The following is a 25,734-nucleotide window of genomic DNA, read 5'->3' on the forward strand; positions in this document are numbered from 1 at the left end:
TTAAGAATCTCTACTTTTCTAAGTCATCTATTGTTTCATTAAGAAATAAATGCTTTAAGCATCCACACATGCTTTTCTAAGCTTTGATTAATCGAATTCAGTAAATCCTCTGTCATATCATCATTCTCATTTGCCGCTTCAGACATTCCATTTTTTAAATTCTTCATCATTGTTTCGAAATCTTGAATCAATGTCTTTACCATTTGTTCGGCTGTTTCACTACCTACTGCCTCCTTAATCTCTGAAATCTCCAGATGCTCTTTTAAAGTGGCGATAGGTTGTCCATTAAGAGCTAAAATACGCTCGGCTATATTGTCCAAATGCATCGATGCCTCATTATAAAGCTCCTCAAATTTCAGGTGTAATGTAAAAAATGATGGTCCCTTAACATACCAATGAAAGTTATGAAGTTTCATGTATAATACCGACCATGAAGCTACAAGTTGGTTTAATTCTTTTTGTAAATTTGACATAAATGTACACGCTCCTATTCATTTTAATGCCACCACGCATTTACTATTCCACAATTCGAAGCGTGCTAAACAAAAAGAAAATAAAAAAACGCCACTCTTGTCACTCTAAATTTCAAATGACATAATCTATTCTTTCTTAAAACTAATTTTTGCATAAACCCATTCATCAACATACAAATTATCAAATAATATAATAAAGAAATTAATTATCGAAAAATTCTTTTAGGGAGGCATATGTATTCGATGGCATATATTTTACAAGTAGATTTTAAAATGAACGGTCCATTTAGAGAACAAATGGCAACAGAATTTGAAGGTCTTGCACATAGTATTAATGATGAGGACGGTACCGTTTGGAAGATTTGGACAGAGAATTCTGATACAAAAGAAGCTGGTGGTATTTATTTATTTGATACAAAAAATAACGCAGAAAAGTATCTTGAAATGCACTCTAACCGTCTTGCAAGCTTCGGAATCACTCAAATACGAGGTAAAATTTTTGAGATAAATAAGACTCTTACGAATATTAACCACGGTCCAATATATGTATTAGGTAAATAGCTCTTACAGTTGCAAGAGCTATTCCCTACTTAAATTAAACACTATCAATAGACATGTTGATATTTTTTGATTAAATAGAAATCTCAAAAATCCCAATAAAAATAAGGATCAAACCTGATATTACAGTTGAATACTTTCCAATAAACGTTTTTGAAAGTAGAAGACCAAAATGATCACCGATTGCAAACGTTAAGATTGAAAAGAAGCCAATCGAAATAACTGTCCAAATAGCTGAAATTCCATTTGCTCCGATGGCTATCCCACTACCTAAACAGTTTATAGATAAAATTAATCCTAACACTAACGCTTCTCTAAAAGTTATGATGTTATTACGATCTTTATCGATACCCTCTAAATTTTCTGCTGATGTTGTACAAGAAAACTTATACGATATGATTGTATATAGACCTATGGCACACAGCATAAGATTTCCTACAAATTTGGCTTTGTGTGGTGTTATGTAGTCTATAAGTGTACTCCCGATCATTATTGATAAATATGTAACAATCATCGATATTGCTGCAATTGTAAAATTTGAACTAAGAGGTACCTTGGTCTTTTTTACACCATAAGCAAGCCCAATTCCTAAATTATCTAAATTTGCAGCGATTCCAAAAAAAATAATTGTGATCCAATGCATAAAATCCTCCCTGTAACGATTCAGCTATTCATCTTATCATATGCAGGGATTCTTTTTTTGCTAAAACCAGTCTTGGCCTTATTTACAACAATACTATTTATTTTTCTTCCGTTTCAATACAGCCAGACACTTTCCCAAGTAGTAGCTGTCTTTCGTTCAAATAAAATGCGATAAAAAAGGTTCTAGAAATTGATTTTTCTAAATCCTTTCCTCTTATGTAATTAAATATTTCGTTCCCACCATATACACGACGTAAATCCCAAGAGCAATTAGTACTGCTTGACCTGGTTTAACCCAGTTGGTAAGGAAATATATTCCTCCAATCAAAACAACCATACCTACAGCCCCAACAATTCCATTACGTTGTGTAATGTGAAAACTTTCTGCTGTCATATTATGAATTTGTAAATTTAAATTGATCAAAGTCAAAATAGGTAAAAGAGTAATGACCCCCGATAAAAACAAATACTTCGACTTGCTCAACATAGCGGCAAGCATCATGACTGTGCCACCGATGATAAATTGGATTACATATCCCACAACTTTAGCTCCTAACAACAATATTGATTTGTTGCAAGTGTAATGGTATTTTATCCATAAGTAAATTAAATATTTTGCATGTCAAATATAGAAAATTTTTATAGATGGAGTTAATAATATGTCAATCAATAAAATAAAGGCTTTTATAACAGCTGTCGAATATGGCAGTCTGACAAAAGCTGCGGAAATACTTGAATACACACAACCAAGTATTAGTCACATGGTTAGTAGCTTAGAGGATGAATATGGATTTTCTTTATTAATAAGAGGGAAATCTGGAGTAGCGCCTACAGATAATGGACTTGTCTTATTACCAATAATGCAAGATATACTAAAACGTGATCAACTATTATCTGAAACCATAAATGAAATTAATGGAATGGAAATCGGGAGAATACGAATCGGTGCATATACTAGCGTTTGCGTGCATTGGATGCCTGCTGTATTAAGTCTATTTAACAAAAGCTACCCGAAAATTCAAATCCAATTATATGAAGGAAATTCACAAGAAATAAAGCAATGGCTTGAAGATGGTAAGATTGATTTTGGTATAGGTACGACACAAATCAATCAACACCCTAATTTTATACCTTTAAAAGAAGATCGAATGTTAGCCATATTACCAAGCAACCATCTATTAGCAAGTCATGATTCAGTAGAGCTGAAAATATTTACAACTGAACCATGTATCATGCCATATGAGGATTCACACCATGATGTACAATCCATCTTTAAAAAAGAAAAAATATCGCCCAATATTGCTTATCAAATTCGTGGAGATGAAGCAATTATTGCAATGGTAAGAAAAGGTTTAGGTATTAGTTTACTATCTGAATTGCTCATTAAAGATCATTTACCAGAGCTATGTACAAAACCAATTGAAGGAAACTATGTGCGCACAATTGGTATTCTAACGAATTCATCTGTGCAAAGTCTTTCCCCTCCTAGTAAAAAATTCATCCCGTTTTTACAGGAATGGTTGCAAAAAAATGGATAAAAAATATAAGAGGATATGCCCCTATTCACGAGGCATATCCTCTTCCGTTATTAGTTTGAAATTTCTTCCTTGTTCCTCTTACCTGTTTTACTCTTTTCAAACTGATACTTTACAGAAAAAATCGCGCTTACCGCAATAAGTACATAAGAAATCTCTATAATTGCACAAAATCGTATAAAGTAGACTATAGTTGGCTGGATTAGGTTCTCTGCAGTAGTTATAAATATTGGAATATATAAGAACCAAGTAAATAGTGTGAGAAACCATTGAATGTCATGATTTACCTGTGGACTTTCAGAATTAACCATTGTTAAACAAATGTATTGGACTGCCATTAAAAAAAGGATAGCTAATATCATTGCTATACTAATTTTTTGAGTCATTAATGTTGTAGCCAGTAAAATTACTTCTCCAGTAACTAGTGTATATACACTGTTTCTAATTTTGTTTGAGCCATTTCTATTGATAAAACTCCCCCCTTGATAGTTTGCCAATTATCTGTTTAGGTTTTAGCAACTCTTACAGTACTCTTGACCAAACACTATTCAACTTTTCCGCTATTATAGATGTATGGGACAAGCATGAAGCATATGACTACTATTTCTCCTATTTCACTATTTTGTATTAATGCACATAAGAAAACATTCTAAAAGTTAACAAATACTTTACGTTATTCATTCTAAAAGATGTTAAGATACTAAATAATCGTTACACGAAAGGTTGATTGATCCATAAATGAATGTAAAAAGTTTTTTGCAACTACCGATTACAAAGGATTTTTTAATTGTTGCAGGGATTCATGGATTATCTAATCCTGTAAATAGCGTTGAAATCCTTGATTTTGAATTTTCACCAGATATTCGAACAGTAAGAGAGACTATTTTTAATCCACATAGTGTTGTATTGAGTAGTTTGTTATTCGCAAGACAGAAACCAGAATATTTAATAGATACGATTAAAAGCCTTATTGAGCTTGGGGTTAGTGCTTTAGCTTATAAACCCGTTATATTTCAGAATTTACCTGATGAAGTGATTGCCTTTGCAAACGATCAAAACTTCCCCATACTACAATTTGGAGGGGATGAATTTTTTGAAGATATCATATTAGAGGTAGTCGCTTATACGAAAGAACAGGTTAAAGCACATAAATTAGAGACTATTATAAAGAAGCTTATTGAAAAGAAAGTTAATGAAGAACAGATACATTCCTTTCTACAACAAATGAATAAACCTTTCGAAAAGTATGTATTTGCTGCAAATCTTCAAATAGATACAACTGAAAATACTGAATGGATAAATTCTCTTTTTCAGTTAGAGCCATTACTAAAATCAGGCATTATATGTACCTATAAAAAAAGTATTTTTATCTTAATGACTAATCCATCTAAGTATTTCCAATTTGAAAAAATTCTAAATGAATGGATGACAATGTATGCCATTCCAAAAGAATCATTTATCATTGGATATAGCCAAGTGCAATGCACGCAAAAGACACTGCATCTTGCAGTTAGAGAAGCTTTCTTTGCACGTATATTGGCTGAAATTAACGTTCAGCCTATTTGCCATTATGAAAAACTTGCAACTGATACTTTACTTATTGAACTCTATCGAGAGAATACCCCATTTGCAATGAAATTTGTGCACAAGTATCTCAATCCACTTTTAGATGAGAAAGTAGATCCAGATTTAATCCAAACAGCCATTACTTATATCCTGAAAAAAGGAAATATAAAAGAAGTAGCCACTTCACACTTTTGTCATCCGAATACAATTCGATATCGAATGACAAAAATACGCCAGTTAATTGCACCCGCAGATAATGATTTTGTTTTTTATGAACAGTTATCAGCAGCGATTAAATTGCACTTGCTCCATAATCGCATCGAAAAATCTGCTATCGTTTTTGAATAAGTACAAAAATTCACCTAAAACTTTAGAATTGTATACAAATTTTTGTCTTTTATCTCATGTTATCCTTATGTAAGTTAGGAGGAAGAACGAAGATGAAACCATACATAGCGAACAGCCTACTACTCTTTACTGCCATCGTTTGGGGGAGTGGCTTTGTCGTTACTGATATTGCACTAAAGTATTTAACTGCTTATCAGGTAATGGCCGGTAGATTTTTATTAGCATCTATTATCCTGATCATCCTATTTGGTTACAAACTTAAAAAAATTACCAAGTCCGTTATTTGGAAAGGTGCTACGTTAGGAATTATTTTGTATATTGCCTTTGCCTTACAGACAGTAGGCTTACAATACACTACACCTTCCAAGAATGCTTTTTTAACGGCTGTAAACGTAATAATTGTACCAATCATTACGTATGCCATTTATAAACGCCGTATTGATGGGTATGAAATAATTGGTTCAATTCTTGCCATTATTGGGATTGGCTGTTTATCCTTACAAGACTCATTCACCATGAACATAGGTGATGCATTATCACTTGCTTGTGCTGTAGGATTTGCTTTTGATATCTTTTGTACAAATCTTTTTGTCAAAAAGGAAGATGCTATACTACTTACAATTATTCAATTCATAACAGCTGCCATAATTAGTAACTTAGTGGTGCTTATTCAAGGAGATGCACCTTTAACATTAGAAAAAGGGGGCTTGTACTCGGTTGTCTATTTAGCTATTTTCTCAACAACTATTGCTTATCTTTTCCAAAATATTGCAAACCAATATACAACCGCAACAAAAGCTGCCATTATTCTTTCAATGGAATCATTTTTTGGTATGGTGATGTCGGTATTATTTTTACATGAAATCCTAACAACTCGCATGATTATTGGTGCAGTGTTGATATTGGGTGCTATTCTTATTGCAGAAGTAAAACCAGCATACCCTAAAAAGAACATCATAAAAAACATACGATAGCAAATACTTTTTACAATATTTGTTTAACAACTATAAAAAAAGCTTCAGTTAATCTGAAGCTTTTTTATATAACTACTCATCCACCATTCGTTTTTTATATACAATCACTGTCGCAAATGTTGTTACAATTATCCATAATAATATACTTGTAAACGGCTGTACTAAATCCCCTACGCTAAATTTAGTTTCAAGCGATTCGGCAAGCATAATTAGTTGAGTACTTGGCAACCATTCAACTATTTTCAATATAGGATAATTATCAACAAATGCTATTGAAGTAGGACCTAACGAAAACAATACAATAACAGGTACGACAATAACTGATGATTCCATAACCGTTTTAGCAAACAAACCAAGTAATGTCCCTACAGCAATATAAAAAATGGTTGATAAGAGTAACGCTACGATCATAATAGATAAGTTACTAGGATTATATTCGGCTAAAAACATGCAGCCAGCAACAATTAGTGTCGTAACAATGAATGTTAGCATGCTTTTTCCTATTAATATTTCAGGAATTGTTGCTGGGGATAGCATTAAACTTCTTAAGGTGTTTTTTTCTTTTTCCTCAGCAATTAAACAACATTGAATATAGGTAGCAACAAGGGAAAATGTCATATTAATTGACATGAAATGCCCTTGCATAGTGTCAACTCCCATTCGGGAATAAACGGCTGCCAAGATTAAAGGTAAGAATACCATAGAAGATACTGCCATATTACGAGAGAATTCTTTATAGTCCTTTATTAAAATTGCCTGCATTCTTTTAATTGATAAGTTCATACTAATTCCCTCCCTGTTACTTGAACGAAAATTTCTCCTAAGCTTGGCTCATTTGTCCACACTCGCTCTATTAAATTTCCTTGCATCCATTCATACATTTTGTTCGCATCTTCTGTTCCTTTGCTAATAATTTCTTGATGCCCGTTTTTTAATTCAACTGTTAATGAATCATCAGCAAATTGCTGTTTTAGTTCTTTAGGTGTTCCTATAGCGCAAATTTTCCCTTTATTTAAAAATGCGATTCGATTGCAAAGGGTATCCGCTTCTGTCATATCATGTGTTGTAAGAAAAATAGTTGTACCCATTTCATTTAATCTTCGTAGACCTTCATATATATGATACTTATTTACAGGATCCAAAGCAGAAGTAGGTTCATCTAAAAAAAGAAGCTCTGGTTGGTGCAAAATTGTACGAGCTAGCATTACACGTTGCTTCATCCCTTTTGATAAAACACTAACACGCTTATTTCTTTCCTCATACAAGTTAACAAAATCGAGAGCTAATTTAACAGAATTTTCTTTCAAATTATATAACCTACTATATAAGAGAAGGTTTTCTTTTATCGTTAACCTTGAATATAGACCACTGTTATCAGTTAATATCCCAAATCGCTTTCGGGCTTCTGGTGATTTAAAACCACTTATGTCCTGATTAAAGACTTTAACATCACCACTTGTTGGTGTAAGCTGAGCTGTTAAAATTTTAATCGTAGTCGTTTTACCAGAACCACTCGGTCCAAGAAAGCCGAAGATTTCTCCTTTTTTAATTTCAAGGGAAACATCTTTTATTGCGTAATCCTTTTGAAATTCTTTTTGTAAGTTGTTAACTTTAATAATTGTCTCCATCCTAAAACCTCCTGTCGTTCTTGAATTAAGCATACGAAAGTATTAGAGTGGTCGCATTATTATTAGGATGAATGACGTTATATGTCGGTGAGCTGTACTATTTCCATGTCAGTAGGGTACATTTATTTCCTGAGAAATATTTATATTCCTATGATTCCTTTTAATTCGACTAATTTACTTCTAGATAGTGGTACATTCACTCTTTCTTTCCCTGATAAGATAAGGCTATAGCTGTTCTTTGTCCAAGTTATAATTTCTCTAACCTTTTGAAGATTTACAATGTAAGAACGGTGACATCTAAAAAAGCCAAAAGGTAATAATCGTTTTTCTAACTCATTTAATGTTAACGAACAAGGGTATGCATCTCCGTTAACGTATACATTGACTATTCCTTCAATACTTTCAATATAATCAATTTCAGGTGGATTGAATAAGATAAACTTGTCGTTCATCTTAGTAGGAATCTTCTCTAATTTAATATGCTGTTTTTCTTCATCTACATCTTTTTTCTCTGTTCCTTTTTCTTCTTGTAAATCAAATGGTTGTAAACCTTTTTCATCTACTCGAAATACATAATCTGAAGAAAGTATTAGATCTGCTAAGTTTGTCGTGAAAAGACATACTGCATATCCTTTATCTTTTAAAGTTCTCATAACAAGATTCACAATTTGCTTTGATTCATTATCCAAATTTTGGTACGGCTCCTCTAAAATATGTATAGGCTTTTCATGAATAAATAATTTCGCTAGTCTTATCCGCTGTAATTGAGAATGGGTTAAATCCTTAATCTTCATATGCTTTTTATCAAATAATCCCACCATTTTCAAAACTTCATCCATATCAATTTTCACATCATACAACGCGCATTCAAATTTAATACTTTCTAAAATGGACAATCTTTCATATTGACCATCCTGACGAAAATGTAGATTAATATTAGGATAAAGTTTTAGTTGTTTAACAGTATAATCGATTAGGCTCACATCAGAGTAAATCCCCGTGATTGTACCTGATTCTAATGATATATCGAATGACGGGCAACGCGTCACACCACCAATAATCAAAGATGGAATTGAAATTTGTTGTTGAAAATCTTTCATATTATTCGAATCACCTTCCTAAATAATAAAATTATATAATATTCTGGAAATAATTTCAGTGGTATTTTTGAAAGATAAAAATAAATAATAAAACCATCGATCTAAAAATATTATCGATGGTTTTGTTATTTAATAACATTTAAGGTTAATTTTTAAATTAATTCTTGCAATTTTCGGCGTAATAGTTTATTTGCTCCGTTACGAGGTAACTCTTCCACAATGTAAATTTTTTTCGGGACTTTATAGGCTGCTAAATGTTTCTTACAATATGCAATAAGCTCATTCGTTTCAATATTATTTTGCAAGACGACAAATGCATTCGGTACTTGGCCCCAATTTTCATCATCTACTCCACAAACCCCCGCTTCGCGAACAGATTGGTGGGATGTTAAGACGTTTTCAATCTCTGCAGGATAAATATTCTCTCCACCAGAAATAATTAAGTCAGAACGACGATCAACCACAAATAGGTATCCTTCGTCGTCCAAATAGCCAATATCGCCACTATGCAACCAACCATTTTCTTGAGAAGGCTTGTCTTCAAAACGACCGACATAACCCGGTGTCACATGTTTCCCACGTATTAATATTTCGCCTTGTTCAAATGGCTTATTAGTATCTGCTATTTGAATTTGATTGAAAAATAGTGGTTTCCCTGCTGAACCAATTTTTCTAAGTGCATCTTCACTTGATAATGTTGCAGTTTGTGATGAAGTTTCAGTCATTCCATATGTTTGCGAAACCTGTATACCTCGCTCAATTGCTCTTTTTAAATAATCAATCGGTACTGGACCGCCACCAGCAAGCATTGTTAAAAAACGTTTAGATACTTGTTGATTACGATTTTCAAGCTCTGATAAAATACGTTCTAATGTTACTGCAACAACAGACATACGTGTTACAGAGCCTTCTACGAGTTGATTTACGACCTTTTCAACATCAAATTTACTATATAAGTCTAAACGAACTCCATGCAAAAGGCATTTACATAACATAGAAAATCCACTGATATGGAATAGTGGTACAGTGCAAAGCCATGCATCATTTTCTACTAAGCCTGTGTTATACAATGAGGAGGTTGCAACCGACACATGATTGCTGATTGTTTGACGTACCCCTTTTGGAAATCCTGTTGTACCAGAAGTATACATAATTGTCATTGTATCTTCTTCAGCCCATTCAACCGCTGATGTGAAATCAGTAGGGAGTGTTTGCTTTACTTCTGAAAATGAGTGAATACGAGTAGCTGTCTCAGGTAACTTTCCAACTAAATCATCTTCAGCTATTATCGCAACAGCTTCAGCATCCTCAATTTGATAAGCTAATTCTGTTTTGCTTAAACGTAAATTTAATAACACCATTTCACATTGTAAATGCATGCAACCACAGATCATGAAAATGATTTGCGGAGTTGACGTCGCATATATAGCAACTCGATCATGTGGTTTAACCCCAAGTGCTATTAATTTTCGTGCTTGTTGTAAAGCTAAATCATTTATTTCGTTATATGTCCATGATTGACCTTCGAAACGTAATGCTATACGTTCCGGGGTCAATGTTGAACGTTGAATAATCCAGTTTGGAATCATGTATATGTCACCCTTAATATAATATCATCTCTTTTATCTTATCATTTTCATAAAAAAAATTGAAAAAACCCATACCACAATTGTGATACGAGTGAATGTGAACTAGGATTATTTATTGGTATTTAAAGCTTTTGCAATTTGAGCGCCAACTAGTGCGTTATTTTTCACAAGGGCAATATTTGCTTCAAGGCTACTACCTTCTGTTAGCTCTTTTACTTTACCAAGTAAGAATGGTGTCACTTCTTTACCATGAATATGCTTTTCTTCAGCTTCTGCTAAAGCTTTTTCGATTATATTAGTGATAAAATCATGATCTAACGCTTCTTTTTCAGGAATTGGGTTGGCAATAACAGCTCCACCTTGTAAATTTAAATTCCATTTTGTACGAAGCATTTCTGCTACTTCTTGTGGCGTATCTAATCGGAAATTGACATCGAATCCACTTTTACGAGTATAGAATGCTGGTAGTTCGCTTGTTCCATAACCAATTACCGGTACACCTTTTGTTTCAAGATATTCTAAAGTTAAACCGATATCTAAAATTGATTTTGCTCCTGCGCATACCACACCAACTTTTGTTGTTGCAAGTTCTTCTAAGTCAGCGGAAATGTCCATCGTTGTTTCTGCACCACGGTGAACACCACCAATTCCACCAGTTACGAATAACTCGATACCAGCAAGTTCAGCGGAAATCATCGTAGCTGCTACAGTTGTAGCACCTGTTTGCTTTGTTGCAAGTAAGTATCCGATATCACGACGTGAAGCTTTTGCTACATTTTTTGCATTACCGAACATTTCTAATTCTTCATCAGATAAGCCAATTTTAATCTTTCCGTCAATCAAAGCAATTGTCGCAGGAACACAGCCATTATCTCGCAGAATTTGTTCTACTTCACGAGCTGTTTGTACATTTTGTGGATAAGGCATACCGTGTGAGATGATTGTTGATTCAAGTGCTACGATTGGTAGTCCTTGTTCTTTCCCTTTTTGAACTTCTGCTGATAATTCGATATATTGTTGCATGATTAATCCTCCAACTCTTTTTTTAATAAGTCCTCTGTTAGCTCTGGTCTTACAGTAAATGGTGATTCCAATGTGCGTTTTGCATTCATTAAACCAGCTTCCACAGCCTGATCAATCGGCATATTAGCTATCCAGCCGTGAATAACCGCAGAAACAAATGCATCACCTGAACCAGTCACATCTTTTATTTCTTCTACTGCTTTTGCATTAAAATGTGTTGGTTTTAAATTTTTGCTTGCTACGTAAACACCATTAGCGCCAGCAGTTATGATGACATTTTCTGCACCTAACTGCATAATTTCAGGTAAAGCTTTTAAATAGTCAGCTGCAGTTTGAATTTGCTTATGAAGCAATGTTTCTGCTTCATCTGTATTACATATGAACCAAGTAACCCCATGTAAATTATCAGGTAAGCGATCCATCTTTGGAGATGATACCGGGACAATTACTAATGGGACATTTCTAGCAATCGCAAATTGTTGGACATACTCTACTGTTTCTTTTGGACAGTTTAAATCGACAATAATGCAAGGAGCTGTAGATAATAACACATCATGCTTCATCAAGATAATAGGTTTAAGCTCTTCATATACATCCATATTTGCTGTGGCTAGTATCAATTCTCCCGATTCATCCATAACGGCTGAGTAGGATCCTGTTGAAAAATCTTGAAGTAGCTCAACCTCTTTTAAATTTATAAATGCTTCTGATGCAGTCGCAATTGCTTGCCAGTCAGTATCTTTTCCTGCAGTAGTTATTAAACTAACTCTATTATTCAATCTCCCTAGGTTTTCCGCTATGTTACGAGCAACACCGCCTATACTTTGCATAGAAGAAACAGGGTTCGATGTACCAAATTGAACAGGTCCACGTATATGAAATTTTCTATCAATATTCGCACCGCCTATACAAACAATACTATTCTCTTCCGGTAATATGTATGCTCGTCCAATTATTTTCCTTTGTTTCACTAATCCAGAAATAAGATTTGCTAAGGCTGGACGTGACATATCCAGTTTCTCAGCCATTTCTTGCTGAGACATAAATGGATTACTGCGAATTAAACGTATTAATGCCTGTTCTCGATCCGTCATACCTTCACCTCTTTATTACTTTTGTTTAAATTATAAACATTTGTTTAGTTGGTGTCAAAAAAATTTTTTGGCTATTATTTTATAACGATCTATTATTTTGATTTTTACATTGAATTCCACAAAGAAATCTATTTTTGTAATAAAAAAAATCTACTCCCTGTTTAAAGCGAGTAGATTTAAGTTTATTAATATTTTAGAGCTTGAACAAACCGCTTCCGTTAGAGTTTATGGGAAACGTGGGAACTGGCCGAAGTCTGGCTTACGTTTTTCTTTGAATGCGTCGCGTCCTTCTTTTGCTTCATCAGTTGTGTAATAAAGTAAAGTTGCGTCGCCACCAAGTTGTTGTAGACCAGCAAGGCCGTCTGTATCTGCGTTGAATGATGCTTTTAAGAAGCGCAATGCTGTTGGTGATTTTTCTAGCATTTCTTCACACCATTGAACTGTTTCATCTTCAAGTTGTTCATAAGGCACAACAGTGTTTACAAGACCCATGTCTAGTGCTTCTTGTGCGTTATATTGACGGCATAGATACCAGATTTCACGAGCTTTTTTGTGACCTACGATACGTGCTAAATAGCCAGCACCGTAACCAGCATCAAATGAACCAACATTTGGTCCAGTTTGTCCAAAGCGAGCATTATCAGCAGCGATTGTTAAGTCACATACTATATGTAGTACATGTCCACCACCGATTGCATAACCTGCAACCATTGCTACTACTGGTTTTGGAATTTTGCGGATTAACGTTTGTAGATCAAGTACATTTAAGCGAGGAATATTATCTTCACCTACGTAACCACCGTTACCACGTACTTTTTGGTCTCCGCCTGAGCAGAATGCTTTTTCGCCTTCACCTGTTAAAATGATTGCACCAATTTTAGCATCATCGCGAGCACGAGTGAATGCATCAATCATTTCTGCAGTTGTTTTTGGGCGGAATGCATTTCTTACTTCTGGACGGTTAATTGTAATTTTAGCAATGCCATTATAAGATTCATATTTGATATCTTCATAGACATGTTCAGTTACCCAATCACGAGTCATTAAAAAGTCCTCCTAAATAAATTCTAGATGTTCCTCTATTATTGTAGCAAAAGTTTGTGGATTTTCCACATGTATTGCATGACCAACGTTTGGAACAATGACATTTTCGCAACATTGGAACCTTTTTTTCATGGCATAAGCCTTTTGTTCAAACTTTTCATCTAATTGACCAGTGATTATAAGTACTGGTTTTGTAAAACTTTGCAACTCTTCCCAATAAGAAGGCTGCTGACCTGTCCCCATACCACGCAAACTATTAGCTAATCCAATTTCACGTTGATCTAACCGTTCTTTTCGAATGGCTTGTTTAGTTGTATCTGGTAATCCTTTTTGAGAGTCAAATAATGGGATGTTCTCCCAATGATTTATGAAAGCTTCAATTCCATCTTTTTCAATATGATCTGCTAATAGATAATCACTTTTTCTTCTGTCGGCTCTTTCTTCTGTTGTTAGAAGACCTGGTGATGAACTTTCTAATATTAGCTGCTCCACCATATTCGCATATTTCATCGCAAAAGCAATTGCTACGCGTCCTCCCATCGAATAACCGATTAGCGTAAAAGAAGGAATCCGTCTTGCTTCGAAGAATTCACGTAATAATTCAACTTGTTCTTCCATCGAATAACGTTGGGCACTGTATGGTGCATCTGTTATACCATGTCCGATTAGATCCACAGTGATGATACGATAAGCTCCTTGAAATGACTGAATTACCGGATCCCAAGTTTTCGTGCTACCTGTAAATCCATGAAGAAAAACAAGCGTTTTTTCAGATTGAGGATTGATAATTTGGTAATGGACATTTATGCCTCTTATTGATGTCATTACGCTTGCCATTTTTCATCTAGCTCCTTGCCAATAGAGTCCCATAATTTGCGATGAGATTGAACATTTTCAGAACGATTTGTCATCACTTCAATTATGCGGAGAGGTTTTTCTTTAGGTGCATCCAACACTTGAATAAGTTCCTCTTTTGTAAATACTTCATTATATTGGGCATCATACATTTTTGCTAAATTAGCGAATTGTAATCCTGATGGTGTCCCAAATAATTCTTCATAATGTTCTTCAACAGTTGATTGAGAAAGATAAGAGAAAATACCGCCTCCATCATTATTCATCACTACAATTGTTATATCACAACGTTGATAACGTGTAGCAATCAATCCGTTTGAATCATGTAAGAATGCCAAATCTCCAATCAATAAATACGAATTACGTTTTGTTGCTAATTGCGTACCAATTGCAGTTGATACAACTCCATCTATTCCATTGGCACCACGATTTGCATATATGCGCACATCTTTTATCGTTTTATTGAAAAATGTATCAACATCACGTATAGGCATACTACTACTTGCGAACAAATCACTATGTTCTGGTAAATGTTCAAATAAAGTTGCAGCAAGTGCCCCTTCATCTGTAGCTTCCTGTAAATATGCCTCAACATGACGGGTTGCAATTTGATTTGCTTCTACCCAAGCTCGGACATATGTTTGATCAGTTGTAGCTGTAGTAATCGTTACATCATCTAACCATCTACTAATTGTTGCTTGGATATGATGTGTTGTGATGGCTAATGAATCACGGAACATAGGATCTTCATCAACAACTAAATAAGTTGGTGGTTGTATTTTTGTCAAAAATTGCATTAGTGGTTTGGAAACAGGTTGTGAACCAAAGCGAATAACTGTATCGCATTCTGCTACAGTTTTAAATGTTTCATTTTTCAATAATGCATCATATTGATCAATAATATAATCTACACAATCATTTGGTATGTTAGTGCGGAGATGGGATAAACTTTCCACTAATACTGGCCATTTAAGATGACGTATAAAGTTCCAAACTATTTCTAAATCTGCATTTTGTGCTATTTCTCCGACAATTACAATACCTTTTTTTGCATTTTCAATTATCGTTTCCAGAACATTCATAGCATGCTCACTTGGTCGTATTTCTTGCGCTATACTTTCAGCAAATGATCCTTCAGGTAACTGATTTTGAAGATCAATCAATAAAGGCTCACGGAATGGAACATTGACATGCACAGGTCCTGCTGGTGCAGTTACAGCAATAGCTACAGCACGAGCTATATGTCTTTCAACAAATGGTAAAGTATTTGGAAATTCATCGGGTATTGGAAAATCAACTGTCCATTTTACTTGATCACCATATAAATTTGGTTGTGTAATTGCTTGAGGCGCTCCTACTTCACGAAGTTCATGCGGGCGATCAGCCGTTAACACGATTAAAGGGATACGTGATAATTTTGCTTCCACAATCGCTGGGAAGTAATTAGCAGCCGCTGTACCTGATGTACACACAAGTACAACTGGGCGAGCACTTGCTTTGGCTAAACCTAAAGCTAAAAAGGCTGCTGAACGTTCATCTACTTGTCTGTACATTTGGAATTCTTTTGCATGTGCAAAGGCATATGCTAATGGCGTTGAGCGTGAACCTGGGCTAACAACAACATCTTTTACCCCTGCTTGATATAAAGATGCAACAAGTTTGTATACATAGCTCGTTAGAATTTCCTTATTAGTCATGTAATTGTCCTCCTAAAGCGCGAATCATCGGACGGAATTTCACAAGTGTTTCTTCGTACTCACTTTGTGGGTCTGAATCTGCAACGATTCCTCCACCAGCATACAAGAAGGCTTCGTCTTGATATAACAATGCAGACCGAATTGCGACAGCAAATTCCCCATTACCTTTCGCATCTAGCCAACCGATTGGTGCTGCATAATAACCGCGGTTCATCGGTTCATACTTCCGAATCACTTCCATTGCTCTTTTGCGAGGTACTCCTCCTAAAGCTGGTGTTGGATGTAATGTTTTCACTAATTGTAAAATCGTCGCATTGTTTTTCAGGTGACCTTCTACTGGTGTATATAAATGTTGAATATCTCTTATTTTTAGAAGCTTTGGCTGTGATGGAATATCGTAGTTTGAACAATTTTCTTTAAATGTATTACCAATCATATCTACAACATATTGATGTTCAGAACGATTTTTAGCGTCATTTAATAAACCCTGTCCCAATTTTTCATCTTCTTCTGCATTTTTCCCACGTTTCACAGATCCCGCAACACATGAAGAATAAGCATAAGACTTTTCAACTTTTACTAGACGTTCTGGTGACGCACCGAAAAATAGTTTGTCTTGAAGTTCTAAGCCAAATAAATAACTCTCCGGTTGCTCTAAAATAATTTGAGATAATACATTTGGTGAAGAAACGGATTCTTCAAATTGCAAAGCAAGTGAACGAGCAATTACGACTTTATCTGCTTCTTTTTGACGAATCAAAGATGTCACTTGTTTAATAGATTCCAAATATTCTTCCTTATATGGTTCAAAACTGCTTTTTACTTGCGGTTTTGCATAGGTTTTCAAAGCTTTTACTTGAGCAGTATGCATAAGCTCATCACGTTTTTTACAAAGTTGTTCAAATGCATGCGGATTTTCCTGCTCTGCAAAATAATTCGTACTAATATAAACATGGTCATTACGCATTACTAGTTGATAAGTAGCAACTGCAAAAAAGGCTTGTGGCATGCCCTCCCATTCACCTGATACTCCATTTTCAGGATCGAAAGTAAAACCACCAAACAGAATTGGTTGTATCGCTTGGTCATTTGTTACAACATTCCGCGTTAGCTTTTTCCATTGTTGTTCTACCTCGTCAAAGCGTTGTTCCTCTGACTGACTTGTAATCGTATACGCATGACCCAGGCCAACGAGTGTAAATGTTTTCTCACGATTTTGCCAATAATATCGTTGACCAGCAAAGGATTCTTCCCCTGCTTCAAAAAAGGCTAATGCCGATAATCGATTCACTTCAATTGTTTCTGAAAAAAATTGCAGTGTCGACTCTTCTGTCTCAATTTGGTCGCCGGTTGTTGTCGACAACTTACGATTCATGAAAATTCCCTCCGTCAGTAGATATAAATATTGTTAATCTACTCGTACCTACTCAATATCCTATACTATCATACATCTTTCTATCGAATTGAGCACTTATTTGCTTTATATTACTGATGACAAAAAAGCATGTAGAGAAAAATCATTCTACATGCTTTGACATTATTCTATATTTTTCACATAGTCCAAGAAATTTCTATTTGCTATCTTTTCTACTTCTTCTGTTGAAAATTGTTCTAATAATGTAGCGATTAAATTCTGTGATTGTGCTGCGTTCTGTAGTCCGACAACCGTTTTGTATATACCATCAAAATCAGAGCCTAGCCCTAAATGCTCGACACCTACTAAGTCTGCCAGATGTTTTACATGTCCTGCTAGGTCCATTAATGTTACATTCTCTGTATCCTTTTTTATAAAAGGTGGATAATAGACAACATGAATATGCCCACCATTCTTCACTAATGCCCTCACCTGATCATCAGTTAAATTGCGTGTATGGTCACATAATGCTCTAGCATTTGAGTGACTAGCAAGAATATGCTTTGCTAAAGGTATCACATCCCAAAATCCTTGTTCATTTAAATGAGATACATCAATAATAATATCTTTTTCGTTCAATAACTTAACAACTTCTTTTCCAAAAGGCTTTAATCCTTTATCAGGAGCTTCCTCTGCTCCATACGCTACACTATTTTCATAGTTCCAAGTAAGACCAACTAATTTCACACCTGCATTGATTAGCGCTTGCAATTTGAAAAGATCCTCACCAATTGCATCGCAACCTTCCAAACTTAAAAATGCACCTATTTGACCTTCTCTAAGTGACTCAAGCTGTTTCCAATCTGTAATATGAATAATTTCAGGATTTGGTTGTAATACATTTGTGTGAAAAAGCTCAATCTGACGCATAGCCTCTGTGAATTTTTCAGCTGGAGGAACATGCTCACTGATAAAAATAGCAAAGTTTTGCACAATTACATGCCCTGATTGAAGTTTATCCTTACTCGCTTGAAGTTGAGGGGCTAGAGAAAATTGAAGAGGTTCGCTACTCTTTGATAATTGGTATAACACGTCACAATGTAAGTCAATAATCTTCATACGCTTACCTACTTTTTTTACTCTATTATACAAGAATTGGAGGAATAAGGTTCATATGTTTGCATAAGAAAAAGCCAACATTTTTAGTTGGCTCTACTTTTTTTCTCGATGCACTAAAAGTTTTATCAGAAGGAACTTATCGTGTATTTCTAATTATGTCCCATATCAGATGGGGTATCAGAGGAACCATAATCCTCTACTACAAGAAAGCTATCTTCTCCATCAATTCGATAGTCCTTAAAATTACTTGGATCGGATGTTGTTGCATTTAGAATTCCTTCCTCTACTGGTCGCTCCTGTGTACCAGCTGTTTTTTCTGAATGCTCCACACAAGTTAGAGTACTTGGTATAGCTTCTAAACGCTCAAAAGGGATTTCTTCACCACAAACAGTACAATCCCCATATGTTCCTTCATCTATTGCTCTTAAAGCTTTCTCAATTTTCTCTATTTGAAATTCGTGAAATTTATCCATAGCAAGTTCCGTTGCCGAATCCATCATGTCTGTAGCTTGATCTGCTGGATGATTATCATAATTAGAAAGCTCAGTCGATATAAATGTTTCATCGTTTTCTGGTCTTTCTTTTATCCTTTTAAGCTCATCTTGTAATGCTTTTTTTTGTATCTGTAATTGTTGATCTGTCATTGTACAACCTCCATTCTGTCCTATTTATTCCCCAAAATCCTCATTTCAACGCACATAATTCAATACATTTATAAAAAAAATCTGTTTTAATGTATTTATATTTTTGAAAGAAAAAATAGGTTATGTACACTACATGGATGAGTCAATTGTTTTCAAATTGAAACGAATATATCCAATATCACTTTATTTTATCCTGTTAACAAAGACTTTACTTTGCACTAAATCAAAAGGAACCCCCTTATGAGAGTTCCTTACTAAACTTTAAACATTAGCATATATTGCATCTCTCAAAAATTGAGTCATGCCTTGTTGGTGTTGATCATAATATGCAGTAAATCGGACATCTGATACATACATATCAGCAAGCCCTCTGTGAGCTTCTTTAGAATAAGACGGCCAATATGCATTTAACCATTTTGTATGGTATTCTACAGCCTCCTGTGCCTCTTTACCGTGTATATCTCCTTGTTGCATTGCAATTTTTAATAAATCAATCATTGTTCTTTCCAGCAATTGATTTTCTTTGAATTGTTTTTCGGTCATCCCACGTAAGTTCGCATTTGAAGCGTCTACTACATCATCACCATACTTTGTACGAATTTCGTTCCCATATTGCTTTTCATTTTCCTTAATCATCTCATCCTTCAAGCCATCAAAGCGTTCAGCGTCTGTCATTTCATATTCCCCTTCCACTGATTTAATTGTTCTTTCAATATTGAGCAGCATTCTTTCTATTCTTGATTTCTCTTCAAACAATTTCTTTTGATGATCTAGTAAAGCTTTTTTAACATCAAAGTTTAAATTAGCTAAAATTTCTTTGATTTCTTCAAGCTTTAATCCTAACTCACGATAAAACAAAATTTGCTGTAATTGTTTAACTTCCAAATCCCCATAGATCCGATATCCTGCCTTATTTAGTTTTAGCGGCTTTAGCAAACCAATTTGATCATAATACCGCAGTGTTCTCGTAGTAACACCGGAAAGTTTGGCAAGTTGTTGAATTGTATATTCCATTTCAATCACCTCCATAACTTCACTATATAGATTGACCTAACGTAAAGGTCAACATTTTTTATTAATGTTTTTAAATTAACTTAATGCTCAATTACGATTCTATGTAAAATGCTGGGTTAGGACTTTGAAATATATATCTAACGAACCCGTTCCAGTGTTTGCTCCTGTGGTTATTTGTCGCAAAAAGATTGCCCCACCCTTTGCTAACTGCCGAGCTTCCTCATTTGCTAACGCTCGCTGTGGGGTCTCTGCTGCCGTATTTTCGACAGTAGTGCGAGCATTCCACCCCCAACAAATAGTATAGAACCAGTATTTAATGCAAAATCGGCAATAAAAAAATCCTTTAGAACTAATGTTCTAAAGGATTTTTAATATGACCCCTACGAGATTCGAACTCGTGTTACCGCCGTGAAAGGGCGGTGTCTTAACCGCTTGACCAAGGGGCCAATATATGGCGGAGAAGGAGGGATTTGAACCCTCGCGCCGGTTACCCGACCTACACCCTTAGCAGGGGCGCCTCTTCAGCCTCTTGAGTACTTCCCCATATGGCTCCGAAGGCAGGACTCGAACCTGCGACCCTCTGATTAACAGTCAGATGCTACTACCAACTGAGCTACTTCGGAATAATGAAATGGTGGGCCTAAATGGACTCGAACCATCGACCTCACGCTTATCAGGCGTGCGCTCTAACCAGCTGAGCTATAGGCCCATTTTGGAGCGGGTGAGGAGAATCGAACTCCCGACAACAGCTTGGAAGGCTGTGGTTTTACCACTAAACTACACCCGCATTATGGTGGGTCGGGACGGAATCGAACCGCCGACACTTAGAGCTTCAATCTAATGCTCTACCAACTGAGCTACCGACCCATGATAATGATAATTTTTATTCTTCTTTAAAAAATGGCGGTCCGGACGGGACTCGAACCCGCGACCTCCTGCGTGACAGGCAGGCATTCTAACCAGCTGAACTACCGGACCATTTTGGTTGCGGGGACAGGATTTGAACCTGCGACCTTCGGGTTATGAGCCCGACGAGCTACCGAACTGCTCCACCCCGCGATAGTAATATTAACTTGATTTCATTATTTAAAAATGGAGGAGGAAGAGGGATTCGAACCCCCGCGCGGTTTGACCCGCCTGTCGGTTTTCAAGACCGATCCCTTCAGCCAGACTTGGGTATTCCTCCGACATCATATAAATAAGTATGGTGGACCTTGCAGGACTCGAACCTGCGACCGGACGGTTATGAGCCGTCTGCTCTAACCAACTGAGCTAAAGGTCCTTTAGTATGGCGGCCGAGGGGATCGAACCCCCGACCTTACGGGTATGAACCGTACGCTCTAGCCAGCTGAGCTAGGCCGCCATGATACTAATAGTTGGTTTTAATTTAAAATTGGTGGAGCCTAGCGGGATCGAACCGCTGACCTCCTGCGTGCAAGGCAGGCGCTCTCCCAGCTGAGCTAAGGCCCCAATAATGTTATTTAAAATGGTCGGGAAGACAGGATTCGAACCTGCGACCCCTTGGTCCCAAACCAAGTGCTCTACCAAGCTGAGCTACTTCCCGATATGGTGCGCCCAGCAGAAGTCGAATCCACAACCTTCTGATCCGTAGTCAGACGCTCTATCCAGTTGAGCTATGGGCGCATATTATATATAAATCATCTAATTATATTCTATATTAAAATCAAAAAATGGTGCCGAGGGCCGGAATCGAACCGGCACGGTAGTCACCTACCGCAGGATTTTAAGTCCTGTGCGTCTGCCAGTTCCGCCACCCCGGCATATTTGGAGCGGAAGACGGGGTTCGAACCCGCGACCCCCACCTTGGCAAGGTGATGTTCTACCACTGAACTACTTCCGCATATGCATGTGTTATTTAATCTGGCAATTATTAAGTTTTATAATAAATGGTGCGGGTGAAGGGAGTCGAACCCCCACGCCTTGCGGCGCTAGATCCTAAGTCTAGTGCGTCTGCCAATTCCGCCACACCCGCAATATTTAATTAAAATGGTGAGTCATGCAGGATTCGAACCAGCGACCCTCTGATTAAAAGTCAGATGCTCTACCAACTGAGCTAATGACTCATTTTAAAAGAAATATGGTGCCGGCGAAAGGAGTCGAACCCTCGACCTACTGATTACAAGTCAGTTGCTCTACCAACTGAGCTACACCGGCAAGATTAATATATATGGTGGAGGATGACGGGATCGAACCGCCGACCCTCTGCTTGTAAGGCAGATGCTCTCCCAGCTGAGCTAATCCTCCATATGTATAGCCTAGCAACGTCCTACTCTCGCAGGGGGACAGCCCCCAACTACCATTGGCGCTAAAGAGCTTAACTTCTGTGTTCGGCATGGGAACAGGTGTGACCTCTTTGCCATCATTACTAGACTATTTTTTCTTAAGGACAAGAATAATTATATCACTTTTTTGTTAAAAGTCAAGAACTTTTTCTAAAAAGTTTTTCTTATTCTTTCAAAACTGGATAAACATTCATTGAAGTTCTTAAATCAACTTTTGGTTAAGTCCTCGATCTATTAGTATTCGTCAGCTCCATGTGTCACCACACTTCCACCTCGAACCTATCTACCTTGTCGTCTTCAAGGGATCTTACTTACTTGCGTAATGGGAAATCTCATCTTGAGGGGGGCTTCATGCTTAGATGCTTTCAGCACTTATCCCGTCCACACATAGCTACCCAGCGATGCTCTTGGCAGAACAACTGGTACACCAGCGGTGTGTCCATCCCGGTCCTCTCGTACTAAGGACAGCTCCTCTCAAATTTCCTACGCCCACGACGGATAGGGACCGAACTGTCTCACGACGTTCTGAACCCAGCTCGCGTACCGCTTTAATGGGCGAACAGCCCAACCCTTGGGACCGACTACAGCCCCAGGATGCGATGAGCCGACATCGAGGTGCCAAACCTCCCCGTCGATGTGGACTCTTGGGGGAGATAAGCCTGTTATCCCCGGGGTAGCTTTTATCCGTTGAGCGATGGCCCTTCCATGCGGAACCACCGGATCACTAAGCCCGTCTTTCGACCCTGCTCGACTTGTAGGTCTCGCAGTCAAGCTCCCTTGTGCCTTTACACTCTACGAATGATTTCCAACCATTCTGAGGGAACCTTTGGGCGCCTCCGTTACTCTTTAGGAGGCGACCGCCCCAGTCAAACTGTCCGCCTGACACTGTCTCCTACCCCGCTAAGGGGTACGGGTTAGAATTTCAATACAGCTGGGGTAGTATCCCAAGGACGCCTCCACCGAAGCTGGCGCTCCGGTCTCTCTGGCTCCTACCTATCCTGTACAAGCTGTACCAAAATTCAATATCAGGCTACAGTAAAGCTCCACGGGGTCTTTCCGTCCTGTCGCGGGTAACCTGCATCTTCACAGGTACTATAATTTCACCGAGTCTCTCGTTGAGACAGTGCCCAGATCGTTACGCCTTTCGTGCGGGTCGGAACTTACCCGACAAGGAATTTCGCTACCTTAGGACCGTTATAGTTACGGCCGCCGTTTACTGGGGCTTCGGTTCTCACCTTCGCTTACGCTAAGCAATCCCCTTAACCTTCCAGCACCGGGCAGGCGTCAGCCCCTATACGTCACCTTACGGTTTTGCAGAGACCTGTGTTTTTGCTAAACAGTCGCCTGGGCCTATTCACTGCGGCTCTCTCGGGCTTGCACCCTACTAGAGCACCCCTTCTCCCGAAGTTACGGGGTCATTTTGCCGAGTTCCTTAACGAGAGTTCTCTCGCTCACCTTAGGATTCTCTCCTCGACTACCTGTGTCGGTTTGCGGTACGGGCACCTCCTACCTCGCTAGAGGCTTTTCTTGACAGTGTGAAATCAGGAACTTCGCTCATACGAGCTCGCCATCATAGCTCAACGTTATAGAGAGCGGATTTGCCTACTCTCACGCCTTACTATTTAGACGCACATAACCAACAGTGCGCTTACCCTATCCTACTGTGTCCCCCCATTACTCAAATGGTAGGGAGGTGGTACAGGAATATCAACCTGTTATCCATCGCCTACGCCTATCGGCCTCGGCTTAGGTCCCGACTAACCCTGAGAGGACGAGCCTTCCTCAGGAAACCTTAGTCATTCGGTGGATGGGATTCTCACCCATCTTTCGCTACTCATACCGGCATTCTCACTTCTAAGCGCTCCACCAGTCCTTCCGGTCTGACTTCTCAGCACTTAGAACGCTCTCCTACCACAGACATCGTAGATGTCTATCCACAGCTTCGGTGAATTGTTTAGCCCCGATACATTTTCGGCGCAGCGTCACTCGACCAGTGAGCTATTACGCACTCTTTAAATGATGGCTGCTTCTGAGCCAACATCCTGGTTGTCTAAGCAACGCCACATCCTTTTCCACTTAACAATTACTTTGGGACCTTAGCTGGTGGTCTGGGCTGTTTCCCTTTTGACTACGGATCTTATCACTCGCAGTCTGACTCCCGTGCATAAATCACTGGCATTCGGAGTTTGTCTGAATTCGGTAATCCGGGATGGACCCCTAGTCCAAACAGTGCTCTACCTCCAGGATTCTCTATCACGAGGCTAGCCCTAAAGCTATTTCGGAGAGAACCAGCTATCTCCAGGTTCGATTGGAATTTCTCCGCTACCCACACCTCATCCCCGCACTTTTCAACGTGCGTGGGTTCGGGCCTCCAGTAAGTGTTACCTTACCTTCACCCTGGACATGGGTAGATCACCTGGTTTCGGGTCTACAACCACATACTCATTCGCCCTATTCAGACTCGCTTTCGCTACGGCTCCGTCTTTTCAACTTAACCTTGCATGTAATCGTAACTCGCCGGTTCATTCTACAAAAGGCACGCTATCACCCATTAACGGGCTCTAACTACTTGTAGGCACATGGTTTCAGGATCTCTTTCACTCCCCTCCCGGGGTGCTTTTCACCTTTCCCTCACGGTACTGGTTCACTATCGGTCACTAGAGAGTATTTAGCCTTGGGAGATGGTCCTCCCGGATTCCGACGGAATTTCACGTGTTCCGCCGTACTCAGGATCCACTCAGGAGAGAATGAACTTTTGACTACAGGACTGTTACCTTCTTTGGTGGGTCTTTCCAAACCGCTTCGTCTAACTCATTCCTTTGTAACTCCGTATTGAGTGTCCTACAACCCCAAGAGGCAAGCCTCTTGGTTTGGGCTCTTCCCGTTTCGCTCGCCGCTACTAAGGGAATCGAAATTTCTTTCTCTTCCTTCAGGTACTTAGATGTTTCAGTTCCCTGAGTCTGCCATCATGACGCTATGTATTCACGTCAAGATACTGTCCCATTACGAACAGTGGGTTCCCCCATTCGGAAATCTCCGGATCAAAGCTTACTTACAGCTCCCCGAAGCATATCGGTGTTAGTGCCGTCCTTCATCGGCTTCTAGTGCCAAGGCATCCGCCATGCGCCCTTAATAACTTAACCTATAAGTTATTAAGCCTAAAAAATTTAAAAC

The 25,734-nt window shown here is 37.9% G+C and carries 20 protein-coding genes, 20 tRNA genes and 2 rRNA genes; 4 read left to right on the forward strand and 38 right to left on the reverse strand.

Annotated elements, in window-relative coordinates; genetic code table 11:
• Positions 1-38: 38 nt before the first annotated feature.
• A complete protein-coding gene (locus tag Q8X41_RS07970) occupies positions 39-473 on the reverse strand; it encodes a Dps family protein (protein WP_397539716.1) in 435 nt (144 codons plus the stop codon).
• 243 nt (positions 474-716) lie between these two features.
• Between Q8X41_RS07970 and Q8X41_RS07975 the strand changes: the two genes are divergently transcribed.
• Positions 717-1,034, forward strand: a complete 318-nt coding sequence (locus Q8X41_RS07975) for a monooxygenase (RefSeq protein WP_397539717.1) — start codon at positions 717-719, stop codon at positions 1,032-1,034.
• Positions 1,035-1,104: 70 nt separating this feature from the next.
• Here Q8X41_RS07975 and Q8X41_RS07980 read toward each other — a convergent pair whose 3' ends face one another.
• Positions 1,105-1,674, reverse strand: coding sequence for a manganese efflux pump MntP family protein (locus tag Q8X41_RS07980; protein WP_397539718.1), 570 nt, complete (start codon positions 1,672-1,674; stop codon positions 1,105-1,107).
• A gap of 213 nt (positions 1,675-1,887) precedes the next feature.
• Entirely contained in the window at positions 1,888-2,214 is a 327-nt protein-coding gene (locus Q8X41_RS07985) for a GlpM family protein (protein ID WP_397539719.1), read from the reverse strand.
• Positions 2,215-2,332: 118 nt separating this feature from the next.
• Between Q8X41_RS07985 and Q8X41_RS07990 the strand changes: the two genes are divergently transcribed.
• From Q8X41_RS07990 to Q8X41_RS08000, 3 genes are all read left to right on the forward strand, one after another.
• Positions 2,333-3,211, forward strand: coding sequence for a LysR family transcriptional regulator (locus tag Q8X41_RS07990; RefSeq protein WP_397539720.1), 879 nt, complete (start codon positions 2,333-2,335; stop codon positions 3,209-3,211).
• A gap of 735 nt (positions 3,212-3,946) precedes the next feature.
• Positions 3,947-5,122: a PucR family transcriptional regulator gene (locus Q8X41_RS07995; protein ID WP_397539721.1), complete on the forward strand. Its 1,176-nt coding sequence runs from the start codon at positions 3,947-3,949 to the stop codon at positions 5,120-5,122.
• A gap of 92 nt (positions 5,123-5,214) precedes the next feature.
• Positions 5,215-6,096, forward strand: coding sequence for a DMT family transporter (locus Q8X41_RS08000; RefSeq protein ID WP_397539722.1), 882 nt, complete (start codon positions 5,215-5,217; stop codon positions 6,094-6,096).
• 72 nt (positions 6,097-6,168) lie between these two features.
• Here Q8X41_RS08000 and Q8X41_RS08005 read toward each other — a convergent pair whose 3' ends face one another.
• From Q8X41_RS08005 to Q8X41_RS08175, 35 genes are all read right to left on the reverse strand, one after another.
• Positions 6,169-6,879, reverse strand: coding sequence for an ABC transporter permease (locus Q8X41_RS08005; RefSeq protein ID WP_397539723.1), 711 nt, complete (start codon positions 6,877-6,879; stop codon positions 6,169-6,171).
• On the reverse strand, positions 6,876-7,724 hold the full coding sequence (locus Q8X41_RS08010; protein ID WP_397539724.1) for an ATP-binding cassette domain-containing protein: 849 nt from the start codon (positions 7,722-7,724) through the stop codon (positions 6,876-6,878). Before Q8X41_RS08010 ends, Q8X41_RS08005 begins: the two co-directional genes overlap by 4 nt.
• Positions 7,725-7,864: 140 nt before the next feature.
• The gene (locus tag Q8X41_RS08015) at positions 7,865-8,824 is read right to left on the reverse strand and encodes a LytTR family transcriptional regulator DNA-binding domain-containing protein (RefSeq protein WP_397539725.1); all 960 of its coding nucleotides are present in this window, start codon (positions 8,822-8,824) and stop codon (positions 7,865-7,867) included.
• Between the two features lie 152 nt (positions 8,825-8,976).
• Positions 8,977-10,413, reverse strand: a complete 1,437-nt coding sequence (locus Q8X41_RS08020; protein ID WP_397539726.1) for an o-succinylbenzoate--CoA ligase — start codon at positions 10,411-10,413, stop codon at positions 8,977-8,979.
• 108 nt (positions 10,414-10,521) lie between these two features.
• On the reverse strand, positions 10,522-11,436 hold the full coding sequence (locus tag Q8X41_RS08025) for a pseudouridine-5'-phosphate glycosidase (RefSeq protein ID WP_397539727.1): 915 nt from the start codon (positions 11,434-11,436) through the stop codon (positions 10,522-10,524).
• A 2-nt stretch (positions 11,437-11,438) separates the two neighbouring features.
• Positions 11,439-12,530, reverse strand: coding sequence for a PfkB family carbohydrate kinase (locus Q8X41_RS08030; RefSeq protein ID WP_397539728.1), 1,092 nt, complete (start codon positions 12,528-12,530; stop codon positions 11,439-11,441).
• Positions 12,531-12,755: 225 nt separating this feature from the next.
• Entirely contained in the window at positions 12,756-13,574 is an 819-nt protein-coding gene (menB, locus tag Q8X41_RS08035) for a 1,4-dihydroxy-2-naphthoyl-CoA synthase (RefSeq protein ID WP_397539729.1), read from the reverse strand.
• 12 nt (positions 13,575-13,586) lie between these two features.
• Positions 13,587-14,411 carry a 2-succinyl-6-hydroxy-2,4-cyclohexadiene-1-carboxylate synthase gene (gene menH / locus Q8X41_RS08040; protein ID WP_397539730.1) on the reverse strand — a complete coding sequence of 275 codons (825 nt, stop codon included), beginning with the start codon at positions 14,409-14,411 and terminating at the stop codon, positions 13,587-13,589.
• The gene (gene menD / locus Q8X41_RS08045) at positions 14,399-16,126 is read right to left on the reverse strand and encodes a 2-succinyl-5-enolpyruvyl-6-hydroxy-3-cyclohexene-1-carboxylic-acid synthase (RefSeq protein WP_397539731.1); all 1,728 of its coding nucleotides are present in this window, start codon (positions 16,124-16,126) and stop codon (positions 14,399-14,401) included. The genes menH and menD overlap by 13 nt, the downstream gene beginning before the upstream one ends.
• Positions 16,119-17,501: an isochorismate synthase MenF gene (locus Q8X41_RS08050; protein WP_397539732.1), complete on the reverse strand. Its 1,383-nt coding sequence runs from the start codon at positions 17,499-17,501 to the stop codon at positions 16,119-16,121. Before Q8X41_RS08050 ends, menD begins: the two co-directional genes overlap by 8 nt.
• Before the next feature lie 162 nt (positions 17,502-17,663).
• Complete coding sequence (locus Q8X41_RS08055; protein ID WP_397539733.1) at positions 17,664-18,599, reverse strand: dipeptidase; 936 nt, start codon at positions 18,597-18,599, stop codon at positions 17,664-17,666.
• A 149-nt stretch (positions 18,600-18,748) separates the two neighbouring features.
• The gene (locus Q8X41_RS08060) at positions 18,749-19,243 is read right to left on the reverse strand and encodes a TraR/DksA C4-type zinc finger protein (RefSeq protein ID WP_397539734.1); all 495 of its coding nucleotides are present in this window, start codon (positions 19,241-19,243) and stop codon (positions 18,749-18,751) included.
• Positions 19,244-19,504: 261 nt separating this feature from the next.
• Positions 19,505-20,257, reverse strand: coding sequence for a MerR family transcriptional regulator (locus Q8X41_RS08065; protein ID WP_397539735.1), 753 nt, complete (start codon positions 20,255-20,257; stop codon positions 19,505-19,507).
• Positions 20,258-20,631: 374 nt separating this feature from the next.
• Positions 20,632-20,703: transfer RNA gene (locus tag Q8X41_RS08070), tRNA-Glu, on the reverse strand.
• 6 nt (positions 20,704-20,709) lie between these two features.
• A tRNA-Ser gene (locus Q8X41_RS08075) sits at positions 20,710-20,800 on the reverse strand.
• Positions 20,801-20,803: 3 nt separating this feature from the next.
• Positions 20,804-20,880: transfer RNA gene (locus Q8X41_RS08080), tRNA-Asn, on the reverse strand.
• A gap of 9 nt (positions 20,881-20,889) precedes the next feature.
• A tRNA-Ile gene (locus Q8X41_RS08085) sits at positions 20,890-20,966 on the reverse strand.
• Between the two features lie 4 nt (positions 20,967-20,970).
• Positions 20,971-21,044: transfer RNA gene (locus Q8X41_RS08090), tRNA-Gly, on the reverse strand.
• A 4-nt stretch (positions 21,045-21,048) separates the two neighbouring features.
• Positions 21,049-21,124 (reverse strand) — tRNA-Phe (locus Q8X41_RS08095).
• A 34-nt stretch (positions 21,125-21,158) separates the two neighbouring features.
• A tRNA-Asp gene (locus Q8X41_RS08100) sits at positions 21,159-21,235 on the reverse strand.
• A gap of 4 nt (positions 21,236-21,239) precedes the next feature.
• A tRNA-Met gene (locus Q8X41_RS08105) sits at positions 21,240-21,316 on the reverse strand.
• Between the two features lie 34 nt (positions 21,317-21,350).
• Positions 21,351-21,443, reverse strand: a tRNA-Ser gene (locus Q8X41_RS08110).
• A gap of 19 nt (positions 21,444-21,462) precedes the next feature.
• Positions 21,463-21,539: transfer RNA gene (locus tag Q8X41_RS08115), tRNA-Ile, on the reverse strand.
• Positions 21,540-21,546: 7 nt separating this feature from the next.
• Positions 21,547-21,620 (reverse strand) — tRNA-Met (locus Q8X41_RS08120).
• A gap of 31 nt (positions 21,621-21,651) precedes the next feature.
• Positions 21,652-21,727: transfer RNA gene (locus tag Q8X41_RS08125), tRNA-Ala, on the reverse strand.
• Between the two features lie 17 nt (positions 21,728-21,744).
• Positions 21,745-21,821 (reverse strand) — tRNA-Pro (locus tag Q8X41_RS08130).
• Between the two features lie 3 nt (positions 21,822-21,824).
• A tRNA-Arg gene (locus Q8X41_RS08135) sits at positions 21,825-21,901 on the reverse strand.
• Positions 21,902-21,949: 48 nt separating this feature from the next.
• A tRNA-Leu gene (locus tag Q8X41_RS08140) sits at positions 21,950-22,038 on the reverse strand.
• Positions 22,039-22,043: 5 nt separating this feature from the next.
• Positions 22,044-22,118, reverse strand: a tRNA-Gly gene (locus tag Q8X41_RS08145).
• A 47-nt stretch (positions 22,119-22,165) separates the two neighbouring features.
• A tRNA-Leu gene (locus tag Q8X41_RS08150) sits at positions 22,166-22,250 on the reverse strand.
• Positions 22,251-22,265: 15 nt separating this feature from the next.
• Positions 22,266-22,341 (reverse strand) — tRNA-Lys (locus Q8X41_RS08155).
• Between the two features lie 15 nt (positions 22,342-22,356).
• A tRNA-Thr gene (locus Q8X41_RS08160) sits at positions 22,357-22,432 on the reverse strand.
• Positions 22,433-22,446: 14 nt separating this feature from the next.
• A tRNA-Val gene (locus Q8X41_RS08165) sits at positions 22,447-22,522 on the reverse strand.
• 9 nt (positions 22,523-22,531) lie between these two features.
• Positions 22,532-22,648 (reverse strand): 5S ribosomal RNA (rrf, locus tag Q8X41_RS08170).
• Positions 22,649-22,774: 126 nt separating this feature from the next.
• Positions 22,775-25,703, reverse strand: a 23S ribosomal RNA gene (locus Q8X41_RS08175).
• Positions 25,704-25,734 lie beyond the last annotated feature (31 nt).

Source organism: Rummeliibacillus pycnus (assembly GCF_044359855.1).
GTDB lineage: Bacteria > Bacillota > Bacilli > Bacillales_A > Planococcaceae > Rummeliibacillus > Rummeliibacillus pycnus_A.

Excerpts from the sequence above, each read along its gene's own strand:
- Q8X41_RS07970 (WP_397539716.1), bottom strand. The coding sequence starts at position 473 with ATGTCAAATTTACAAAAAGAATTAAACCAACTTGTAGCTTCATGGTCG.
- Q8X41_RS07975 (WP_397539717.1), top strand. The coding sequence starts at position 717 with ATGGCATATATTTTACAAGTAGATTTTAAAATGAACGGTCCATTTAGA.
- Q8X41_RS07980 (WP_397539718.1), bottom strand. The coding sequence starts at position 1,674 with ATGCATTGGATCACAATTATTTTTTTTGGAATCGCTGCAAATTTAGAT.
- Q8X41_RS07990 (WP_397539720.1), top strand. The coding sequence starts at position 2,333 with ATGTCAATCAATAAAATAAAGGCTTTTATAACAGCTGTCGAATATGGC.
- Q8X41_RS07995 (WP_397539721.1), top strand. The coding sequence starts at position 3,947 with ATGAATGTAAAAAGTTTTTTGCAACTACCGATTACAAAGGATTTTTTA.
- Q8X41_RS08000 (WP_397539722.1), top strand. The coding sequence starts at position 5,215 with ATGAAACCATACATAGCGAACAGCCTACTACTCTTTACTGCCATCGTT.
- Q8X41_RS08005 (WP_397539723.1), bottom strand. The coding sequence starts at position 6,879 with ATGAACTTATCAATTAAAAGAATGCAGGCAATTTTAATAAAGGACTAT.
- Q8X41_RS08010 (WP_397539724.1), bottom strand. The coding sequence starts at position 7,724 with ATGGAGACAATTATTAAAGTTAACAACTTACAAAAAGAATTTCAAAAG.
- Q8X41_RS08015 (WP_397539725.1), bottom strand. The coding sequence starts at position 8,824 with ATGAAAGATTTTCAACAACAAATTTCAATTCCATCTTTGATTATTGGT.
- Q8X41_RS08020 (WP_397539726.1), bottom strand. The coding sequence starts at position 10,413 with ATGATTCCAAACTGGATTATTCAACGTTCAACATTGACCCCGGAACGT.
- Q8X41_RS08025 (WP_397539727.1), bottom strand. The coding sequence starts at position 11,436 with ATGCAACAATATATCGAATTATCAGCAGAAGTTCAAAAAGGGAAAGAA.
- Q8X41_RS08030 (WP_397539728.1), bottom strand. The coding sequence starts at position 12,530 with ATGACGGATCGAGAACAGGCATTAATACGTTTAATTCGCAGTAATCCA.
- menB (WP_397539729.1), bottom strand. The coding sequence starts at position 13,574 with ATGACTCGTGATTGGGTAACTGAACATGTCTATGAAGATATCAAATAT.
- menH (WP_397539730.1), bottom strand. The coding sequence starts at position 14,411 with ATGGCAAGCGTAATGACATCAATAAGAGGCATAAATGTCCATTACCAA.
- menD (WP_397539731.1), bottom strand. The coding sequence starts at position 16,126 with ATGACTAATAAGGAAATTCTAACGAGCTATGTATACAAACTTGTTGCA.
- Q8X41_RS08050 (WP_397539732.1), bottom strand. The coding sequence starts at position 17,501 with ATGAATCGTAAGTTGTCGACAACAACCGGCGACCAAATTGAGACAGAA.
- Q8X41_RS08055 (WP_397539733.1), bottom strand. The coding sequence starts at position 18,599 with ATGAAGATTATTGACTTACATTGTGACGTGTTATACCAATTATCAAAG.
- Q8X41_RS08060 (WP_397539734.1), bottom strand. The coding sequence starts at position 19,243 with ATGACAGATCAACAATTACAGATACAAAAAAAAGCATTACAAGATGAG.
- Q8X41_RS08065 (WP_397539735.1), bottom strand. The coding sequence starts at position 20,257 with ATGGAATATACAATTCAACAACTTGCCAAACTTTCCGGTGTTACTACG.